The sequence below is a fragment of the uncultured Ellagibacter sp. genome, from assembly GCF_934617235.1.
In the GTDB taxonomy this organism is placed as follows: Bacteria; Actinomycetota; Coriobacteriia; order Coriobacteriales; family Eggerthellaceae; genus Ellagibacter.
In genome coordinates this window covers 1-7274 of the sequence record NZ_CAKTTZ010000068.1, presented here as the reverse complement: position 1 = coordinate 7274, position 7274 = coordinate 1, and the positions used below count along the sequence as shown (strand labels likewise).

Sequence of the window (7274 nt, the reverse complement as noted above, 5' to 3'; positions counted from 1 at the left end):
GGTAGCATTCGCCTGGCAAGGGTGGCCGGCGGTTCCGGCGATGGCCCTTGATACACCACAAATCGGGACGCGATCTGCGCCCATGACAGAGCCGATTTCGGAATGTTCGCCATTGCGTCCACGCGTTGGCGCCGATGCCCTGGCAATGGGATGAGGGTCGGGTGATTTGTCTCACGTCGGGGCTGGGTCAGGCACTTGGCGCTTCACCTCACAGGCGCGGATCGGTTTGCGGCGGAAGCCTTCGTACAATGTTTAGGAGAATCGGAACACCAGCCCTCCTTTATGTGTAAAATCATGCCGATCGATCGCCCAGATACCAAAGGACGCCACATGGAGATACCTAGCACCCTATGCAGCAACCTCTACGACTTCGCATTTTGCCCTGAGCCCTGCTACGACCGCCTGGTCGACCTCGCCGACCCCGAGGACTGGGGCCCTGGCAACCGCATCCTTAAAAACTACCTGTCGTTCTCGTTTAGCCGCGCGGTGTTCCTAACCGAGCGAGACGCGGACCAGACCGCGCCTTCCAACCTGCCGCTGGTGTTCGATGACGGCCGCTGCCTGTTCAACACCGGCCTGTACACGCGCCGCTACGAGTCCATCTACGGCCTGTTCGAGCCCAACACCAAACCCGACGCGCGCCAGTATTGGTTTTTGAAGGGCTTCTTCAAAGAGAGCGACCCCATGCTGGTCTCCTTCGAGTACCTTCCCTGCCGGGTACACTTTGCTGAGGACCCTTCCGAACTCGTCTTCGACTACCGCCTGCCCATTCGGTCGAATATCGACCACATCTTAGGCGACGAGGAAAACCTGACACGCATTCCTGTCAGTCTGATGGGGGAAGAAAACTCGCTGCTGCTGCGCCGCGCCTTCGAGGGCGCCGTCGTCGAAGCCGCCCGCCGCGCCGCTGCGAACTACACGCTCGCCGTGCCGCAGTTCTATGGCGGCCGGATCCAGTTGCTGCTGCCGTTGTGCCTGACCAGCGACAAACCCGAGCTGGCGCTAACCATCCAGCGCGAGGACGGGTTTTACGCCGCGCGCACCTGCCTTACGATCGAGATGGCCTACAACAACGCGCGGCTCATCTGCCGACCCGAAACCTCGTGGATTAAGCGGTAGAAGCTGGCTTGCCTTGGATGCGCTGAACCTAGCCGACGCTTCCAGGACGGGGAGCGAGCAAGAAGCTGGGCCGAGCTTTCGCCGAGTACCGCTTCTCGATGGTTTGGAGATGGAGGCGGTTCGCGGGCGCTCCCCGGATTCACGGGGATACCCTCGGGTTCGCAGGCTCTCCCCGGATTCACGGGAAGGTCCCGAGGCTCTCGCGGCAGGGCGGCCGGCGGTTCTGGCGATGGCCCTTGCCACACCACAAATCGGGACGCGATCCGCCTCAAGGGGTTCTTTCCCGAATTCCTCCGATGCGCCTATAATACCTACTTCGCCGACCGCAACGCGATCGAGTCGGAAAACGCCAGCCGCAATAAGCGAAACACCAAGCCACGCCAAGCCAGCCACTCCAAGGGGAAAGCATGAAGCCGATAGCACATATCCGCACCGACCTGCCACAGAAGTTCGGCATTCCTCGCAACAGCTTTCTCGCGCCCCATCTGCACGGACGCATACTGTTCGAACCCGAATTCGCCCTTGAATCCGCGGTTGCGGGCATCGAGAGCTTCTCGCACCTCTGGCTGATCTGGCAATTCGAGAACGGCGTGCCCGGCGGAACCGCCGACGACATCGCAGAAGACGCCGCTACGCTTTACAAGAACGGGACAACCGCCTCGTGGTCGCCGACCGTGCGGCCTCCGCGGCTCGGCGGCATCGAACGAGTGGGCGTGTTCGCATCGCGCAGCCCTTTCAGGCCGAACCCGCTGGGCTTAAGCTGCGTGAAGCTCGACCGAGTGGAACGCACGGACGCGGGCCCCGTGCTGCACGTCCTCGGGGCCGACCTGCGAGATGGCACGCCAATTCTCGATATCAAGCCCTATATCCCCTTCGCCGATTGCCATCCCGACGCCCACGGCGGATGGATAGAAGACGCACCGTGGCACGAGCTTGCAGTCGACTTCCCCGATCAGCTTCGCAAATCGATCGACCCCGCCAAACTCGCCGGCCTGATCGAAGTGCTGAGGCAAGATCCGCGGCGGGCGGGCAGCAAGCACGACCCCGCACGCGTGTGTCATCTTGCCTACTCTTCACTCGATGTCGCCTTCACTGTCGACGGGGATGCGCTCCACGTCATCCGCGTGAGCTAGGCTCCGCCCTCCCGCGCGTCTTCCTGACGAAGTGCACGTCGCACCCGAAGGACGGTCGGAACCTACACGAGACTCCATTTCTCCCGGGCAAGATACGTGAAGTGCTCGGTGCGCACGTCGCCAACCAGGGGACAATCGACGCCTTCCTCGGTATGGTGGAAGATGAACCCGCACTTCTCCTGGACGCGCTTCGACTTCTCGTTGCCATCGTAGTAGCCGCACCAAAGCGCTGTGCAGCCGAGGTCCTCGAAAGCATGCCGCTGGATTTCGCGAACTGCTTCCGGAATGTAGCCGTGGCCCCAAAACGGGATGCCGATCCAAAAGCCTATCTCCCTCTCCGTAGACGACGTGGCGACTTGAGTCTGCTGGGGCGGAATGAGGCCGATGCTTCCGATGGCTCGCCTGTCCTCTTTTAGGCACACCGCGTACGTCTCCTCGGCGGAAAAGACGTCGCGGATAATCTCTCGGCTGTTCTCGACGCTCGAATGAACAGGCCACCCTGCGATAGGGCCCACTTTTGGGTCGCTGGCATAGCGATAGAGGTCCTCAGCATCGGATTCCTTCCAAGAACGCAAGAGCAATCTTTCGGTTTCTAACATCATCAGCCATCCCCTCGCTTTCTTCATCTATCCCCTTATGCCGCAAATCGAAGCGCAATCCTGGCGCCTCGCCGAAGCACCGACGAGCGTTGTCCCAGCTACCGACCTCGTCGACGAGCGCACACAATCGGCGTGCATTTCCGCCATCGAACAGGATAGAGCAGCCTTCCCCTCTTTCTTTCCCAATCCAACGATTACACCGCAAGCCCATCGCCACCAGCGCAATCTCCAGATGCAATCAGCGGCTACTATGCTGTAATGATTCGCAGAGGAAAACGCCGCGCGCACCACGAGGAAGGGGCCGCCTTGAAACACAAGTGCAGAGCGACAGTCATCGATAAGAAGTTGTTCCCCGAGCTCCAGAAGGACTATCTCGCAGACCCCGAAAGCGGACCTTGCCCCTGTTTTGAAGTGGGGCAGGAATACCTGTTCGAGCGCGAGGCCGGAAAGGACGACTTCTACCACTTCGGGCGAGAGCTCAACCCGCCATTCCCCTGCGCCGAGGCATGGGATGCCATCAGCCGCTACATCTACACGGCGCTTGCAGGCGGCGCTATCATGAAGAACTGGACCAGCGACGAGCGCATCATGATCGCTTGCTGCAACGACGGCACCCGCCCTGTCGTATTCAAGGTCGAGCGCATCGACGTTCCGGAAAACGCTGAGGACGAGGCGTATCTTGCGGCCCACGACTTCTCCTGCAGCAAGGAAGACGCATACACGGGATAACACCAACTTACGAATCGACTTTTCCCACGTTCGAGAAAAAGTACACCTCGAGAGCGAAGATCTGGCACAAAGGGTGTTCTTTTTAGTGGCAAAGCGTAGGGATGCCGCGAAGGCGGCGCAAAGAGGGCTTGGCGCCGTAAGCTTGCGAACGCACAATCAACGCAAGATGTTCGCTTTCCGCCAAAGCGGGGCTATGATCGCTCCTTCCCACTATGCCTCGTCTTTGGGGGCACCTTTCGCGATGACATCATTTAAAGCTTCGTGCAGCTTGTCGAAACGCTCGTTGGGGCCATCCGAGCCGAACCCAGCGGCGTATCCTCCCGACTCGTGAGAGCTTTCAGTCGTTTTGACATTGATGTAGTAAGACGGCGCGTCGAGCACAAGACCAGAAACCTCAATCACTTCGGGAAGGGACATGAAGTCGACCTCGTCGACGACGCCGACAACGTTTCGCCAGTCGGAATCGGAGATGGCAAGTCGCTCTCTGCTGAGTTCCGCTTCCTCCGGCCAGGGAGACTCCTCCCCCATATGGGAAAAATCGGTGTCGGGCGCGAGAGAGACATGCGTGAGAGACGGTTCGGGCTCGAACACGTAGGCATCGAGCGTATTCACGTCCCCGCCGGTGCTCACAAGGATTACCCTCGTAACTTCGCAGCCTTCGTTTTTGACCTCGCCACCCGCGAAGCACCCCGCAAGGGCAAGCGCCCCGAACAGGCACGCAGCCAGCAATGCCGCCACGAGCTTTCTCATCTTGACTCCTCACCTTGCTAAACGCCGCTTAACTTCCCCGCTTTTATGTGAACCTCCTGAGCTGCTCAAGGATATCGTAGCAGCGATTCGGCTCGACGTGTTACGGCACGATTTGTCCCTGAAAACTTTTTGCGCGCGCAGGTTTTTACGAGGGGCAGCAGAAGACGAGAAGATCGGAAAAAGCCGCACCTCTCTGACTTGACCTTACAGAGATGCGCTCCTCCATGTATCGGAAACGAACGAGCAGGCTGCGGCAAAACCTGCGCACATGGGGCAAAAAGTTTGGCGAAGCAACGGAAAGGGCTCTGGCGATGGCTCTTGATGCACCGCAAACCGGAACGCGATCCATGTCATTCGGACAGGTTCACGTCATCGGCGGAGAGCTGACGGTGCAAAACCGCGAGCGCGTCCTTTCAAGCAGGGTGAGGTTGAGATCGAGTTTTGTATAAGCGCATAAGCGATACAGCTATTTACCGCAAAAATCGACAGTTTGTGCAGCTCGCTTGCGGATGACGTGCAATAATGCATTCTTTAGCGCTAAGGTAGGTGTTTGACTGCCCGCACATTTCGGTTGGGATCGTCGCAGGCACTTTCCAAGAACACATTGGTATAAGTCAGGAGCCATACATGAGAGACATACGCGTCAGTGACATCACGATGAGGGAAGCGGCTGCTTCCAAGGCACTTTCCCTATCCTTTAAGGAAAAGCTTGAAATCGTGAAGATTCTCGACCGTATCGGCGTTGCCGCCATCGAAGTCGAGGGCATCGAGTCCTCGAAAGTGGACAGCCTGCGAATCAAATCGATTGCTTCCCTGGTGAAGAACAGCACGCTTGCCGTGCCAGTCGAAATGGATGACGAGAACATCGAGGCGGTGTGGAACGCGGCGAAGGGCGCGAAGAGCGTCCGCCTTCAGGTCGAGGCCGCCGTGAGCCCCTCGTGCATGGAGTATATCCAGCGCAAGAAGGCCGACGCGCTCATCGACGATGCCGCGGCTGCCGTTGCCAAGTGCGCCGAGCTCACCGACGACGTCGAGTTCGTCGCCATCGACGCCACCCGCACCGACGTCGCCTACCTCGCCAAGGTGATCGCCGCCGTGACCCGCGCCGGCGCGAAGACGGTGACCGTGTGCGACGCCGCCGGCACCATGCTTCCCGAAGAGTTCGCCCAGTTCCTCGCCGAGCTCTTTGAAGCCGCCCCGGAGCTTGCCGACATCGACTTGGGAATTTCCTGCTCCAACAACCTCAACATGGCAGACGCCTGCGCCGTTGCCGGCGTGAGGGCAGGTGCCGCCCTGGTCAAGGCCACGTCCTACCCCATGGGCGTCATCGCGCTCGACAACGTGGCGATGATCCTCGGCGCTAAGGCCGACGCCTTAAACGCCCAGTGCCACGTCCGCGTGACCGAGCTCAAGCGCGCCATGAGCCAAATCGCACGCCTGTGCTGCGAGGACCGATCCAAGGGTGCGCTCTTCACCGATGCCGTGTCCGAGGTCGCCGAGGGAATCGTCCTCACCGCCGACGATGACCAAGCCACCGTCATGCAATACGTCGAGCGCCTGGGCTACAGCCTCTCCGACGAGGACGCCGCCGCGGTGTTCGAGGCCTTCAAAAAGATTGCCGCCAGCAAGGAACGCGTGGGCGCGACCGAGCTCGACGCCATTGTGGCCTCCGCCGCCCTGCAAGTGCCCCCGACCTACGTCCTCGAAGGCTACGTCATTAACTCCGGCCTGAGCTTCAAAGCGACCTCGCATATCTCGCTGCGCAAGATGGGCGAACTCGTCGAGGCGGTCTCCCTGGGAGATGGCCCCATCGACTCCTCCTTCAAGTCCATCGAGTCCGTCGTCGGCAAGCACTACGAGCTCGACGACTTCCGCATCCAGGCCGTCACCGAAGGTCGCGAGGCTATGGGCGAATCGATCGTGAAGCTCATCGCCGACGGCAAGGTCTATTCCGGCCGCGGCATTTCCACCGACATCGTCGAATCCAGCATCCGCGCATATATCAATGCGCTCAACAAGATCGCTTACGAGGAGCAGAACTAATGAAGCTTTCCTTTTCTACCCGCGGCTGGGCCGACCACTCCTGGGACGAGCTCGTGAGCACCGCCCTCGAGATGGATTTCTCCGGCATCGAGATCCACAACCCCATCATCAACACCGTCTTCACTGGCAAAGGCGGCCCGCTCGACCGTTACAACACCCAGGCAACCGCCCGTGCCCTGCGCGATAAGGACCTGTGCATTCCCGCGCTCGACTCCTCAGTCGATATCTCGGCAGGAGAAGAGCAGGTCCAGGCCGCTAAAGAACTTATCGACCTCGCCACTGCCGCGAGCGTCGAGCGAGTTGTCGTCGTTGCCCAAAACGATGATGAGGACGCTATCCATGCAGCCCTGACCGAGCTTGTGCCCTACGCGGAGTCCCACGGCGTCGTCTTGCTGATCGAGTCGAGCGGCATCTTCTCCAGCACCACGCGCATGGCGGGCATCATGGACCGCTACGCCAGCGACTACCTGGGCACCTTGTGGGATGCCCACAACGTCTACCGCGCAGGCGGCGAGACCCCCGCGGAAACCGTCAAGAACTTAGGGGCCTACATCAAGCACGTACACATGCGCGACTCCGACGACGACGGCAGCTTCAACCTGGTCGGCGAGGGAACCCTGCCCATCGACGAGGTCGTGCGCGCGCTTTCCTCCATCGACTACGACGGCTACGTGTCGCTGGAATGGGACCCCGCGTGGATGCCCGACCTCACCGACATGGAGGTCATCTTCCCCCACTTCGTGAACTATATGGAGTGCTTCGAGGACACCCGCGGCAAGCGCCGCACGCTCTATCTCAACCACGACGGTTCAGGCGAATACGTGTGGAAGAAAGACGAGCTCATCGATTTGACCTTCCCCCAGGTACTCGACAAGATGGTCGAATGCTTCCCCGACCAGTA

7 protein-coding genes are annotated in these 7274 nt (G+C 60.1%); 5 read left to right on the top strand and 2 right to left on the bottom strand.

From position 1 onward, the window contains the following. Positions 1 to 330 precede the first annotated feature (330 nt). Both Q0G85_RS09925 and Q0G85_RS09920 read left to right on the top strand, forming a co-directional pair. Positions 331 to 1119, top strand: a complete 789-nt coding sequence (locus Q0G85_RS09925; RefSeq protein ID WP_297157529.1) for a DUF3825 domain-containing protein — start codon at positions 331 to 333, stop codon at positions 1117 to 1119. Between the two features lie 407 nt (positions 1120 to 1526). Then, entirely contained in the window at positions 1527 to 2252 is a 726-nt protein-coding gene (locus Q0G85_RS09920; protein WP_297157527.1) for a tRNA (N6-threonylcarbamoyladenosine(37)-N6)-methyltransferase TrmO, read from the top strand. 62 nt (positions 2253 to 2314) lie between these two features. Here Q0G85_RS09920 and Q0G85_RS09915 read toward each other — a convergent pair whose 3' ends face one another. Then, on the bottom strand, positions 2315 to 2854 hold the full coding sequence (locus tag Q0G85_RS09915) for a GNAT family N-acetyltransferase (RefSeq protein WP_297157524.1): 540 nt from the start codon (positions 2852 to 2854) through the stop codon (positions 2315 to 2317). 303 nt (positions 2855 to 3157) lie between these two features. Between Q0G85_RS09915 and Q0G85_RS09910 the strand changes: the two genes are divergently transcribed. Continuing rightward, on the top strand, positions 3158 to 3580 hold the full coding sequence (locus Q0G85_RS09910; protein WP_297157521.1) for a TIGR04076 family protein: 423 nt from the start codon (positions 3158 to 3160) through the stop codon (positions 3578 to 3580). Between the two features lie 210 nt (positions 3581 to 3790). On the opposite strand, the gene Q0G85_RS09905 is transcribed toward Q0G85_RS09910, so the two are convergent. Beyond that, on the bottom strand, positions 3791 to 4330 hold the full coding sequence (locus Q0G85_RS09905; RefSeq protein ID WP_297157519.1) for a hypothetical protein: 540 nt from the start codon (positions 4328 to 4330) through the stop codon (positions 3791 to 3793). Between the two features lie 627 nt (positions 4331 to 4957). Between Q0G85_RS09905 and Q0G85_RS09900 the strand changes: the two genes are divergently transcribed. Then, positions 4958 to 6373 carry an alpha-isopropylmalate synthase regulatory domain-containing protein gene (locus Q0G85_RS09900; protein ID WP_297157516.1) on the top strand — a complete coding sequence of 472 codons (1416 nt, stop codon included), beginning with the start codon at positions 4958 to 4960 and terminating at the stop codon, positions 6371 to 6373. Then, a partial coding sequence (locus Q0G85_RS09895) for a sugar phosphate isomerase/epimerase (RefSeq protein WP_297157513.1) occupies positions 6373 to 7274 on the top strand: 902 nt, incomplete at its 3' end. The genes Q0G85_RS09900 and Q0G85_RS09895, both read left to right, overlap by 1 nt.

What these genes read in the sequence shown, in the direction of transcription:
- Q0G85_RS09925 (WP_297157529.1), top strand. Translation starts at nt 331, where the DNA reads ATGGAGATACCTAGCACCCTATGCAGCAACCTCTACGACTTCGCATTT.
- Q0G85_RS09920 (WP_297157527.1), top strand. Translation starts at nt 1,527, where the DNA reads ATGAAGCCGATAGCACATATCCGCACCGACCTGCCACAGAAGTTCGGC.
- Q0G85_RS09915 (WP_297157524.1), bottom strand. Translation starts at nt 2,854, where the DNA reads ATGATGTTAGAAACCGAAAGATTGCTCTTGCGTTCTTGGAAGGAATCC.
- Q0G85_RS09905 (WP_297157519.1), bottom strand. Translation starts at nt 4,330, where the DNA reads ATGAGAAAGCTCGTGGCGGCATTGCTGGCTGCGTGCCTGTTCGGGGCG.
- Q0G85_RS09900 (WP_297157516.1), top strand. Translation starts at nt 4,958, where the DNA reads ATGAGAGACATACGCGTCAGTGACATCACGATGAGGGAAGCGGCTGCT.